Annotated in this window: 1 protein-coding gene; it reads right to left on the bottom strand. The window is 65.5% G+C overall.

Annotated elements, in window-relative coordinates; genetic code table 11:
- The coding region (locus AVS7_RS18815; RefSeq protein ID WP_024001851.1) for an IS5 family transposase at nucleotides 1-598 on the bottom strand (598 nt) is incomplete at its 3' end.
- Nucleotides 599-650 lie beyond the last annotated feature (52 nt).

Genomic DNA, 650 nt, shown 5'->3' with positions numbered 1-650 from the left:
CCGCTGTGCCGATGACCGTGTGCACCAGGCCCGAGTCGGCGTCCACCCCGATGTGCGCCTTCATGCCGAAGTGCCACTGGTTGCCCTTCTTCGTCTGATGCATCTCGGGGTCGCGCTCGCCGCTGCTGTTCTTGGTCGAGCTCGGCGCGGCAATGAGCGTGGCGTCCACCACGGTGCCGCTCTTCAAGAGCAGTCCCTTGGCCGTGAGCGTGGCGTTGACCGTGGCCAGCAACTGCAGGCTCAGCTGGTGGCGCTCCAGCAGGTGGCGAAAGCGCAGGATGGTGCTCTCGTCGGGCAGGTGGTCCTCGCCCATGTCCAGCCCGGCGAATTCGCGAAACAGCGCCGTGTCGTACAAGGCTTCTTCCATCGCCGGGTCCGACAGGTTGAACCACTGCTGCAGGAAGTGGATGCGCAACATCGTCTCGACCGCAAACGGCGGGCGACCGCCTTTGGCACCGGGGGCCGGTGCGTGCGGCGCAATCAGTGCCACCAGCTCGGCCCACGGCACCACCAGGTTCATCTCGTCGAGGAACTCGCGCTTGCGCGTGCGCTTGGTCTTGCGCTCGTATCCGCTCTCGCCCAGGCTCATTTGCTTCATGTCGGCAATGTCTCACATCACGCGGGTGGCGGCAGGGTTGTGCAGACCTTCC

The organism is Acidovorax sp. MR-S7 (assembly GCF_000400995.2).
In the GTDB taxonomy this organism is placed as follows: domain Bacteria; phylum Pseudomonadota; class Gammaproteobacteria; order Burkholderiales; family Burkholderiaceae_C; genus MR-S7.
The sequence above is the reverse complement of the archived record's forward strand: the minus strand, read 5'-3'. Positions and strand labels throughout refer to the sequence as shown.